Annotated in this window: 1 protein-coding gene; it reads left to right on the forward strand. The window is 68.6% G+C overall.

Annotated elements, in window-relative coordinates; genetic code table 11:
• Positions 1–290, forward strand: a 290-nt coding sequence (locus tag CVH10_RS19555; protein WP_181244535.1) for a cell wall hydrolase, incomplete at both ends; no start/stop codon positions are given.

A 290-nucleotide genomic window follows, 5' to 3' on the forward strand; every position in this document is an offset into this window, starting at 1 on the left:
TGGTGTTCGAGGGGGCCGAGCGGACGACGGGCTGCCAGTTCAGCTTCACCTGCGACGGCTCCCTGGCTCAGGCGCCGGTCGCCTGGGCCTGGGATAGGGCGCGTCGCGTGGCGGAAAGGGCGCTGGACGGCGCGGTCGCGCAGCAGGTCGGCACAGCCACCCACTATCACGCCGACTATGTGCATCCCTGGTGGGCGCCGACGGTCGCCAAGGTCACGCAGATCGGAGCGCACATCTTCTATCGCTGGAAGGGCGTCTATGGCGAGACCGCCGCCTTCCGTAACGTCTAC

This window comes from Halomonas sp. ND22Bw (assembly GCF_003011945.1).
Taxonomy (GTDB): domain Bacteria; phylum Pseudomonadota; class Gammaproteobacteria; order Pseudomonadales; family Halomonadaceae; genus Halomonas; species Halomonas halophila.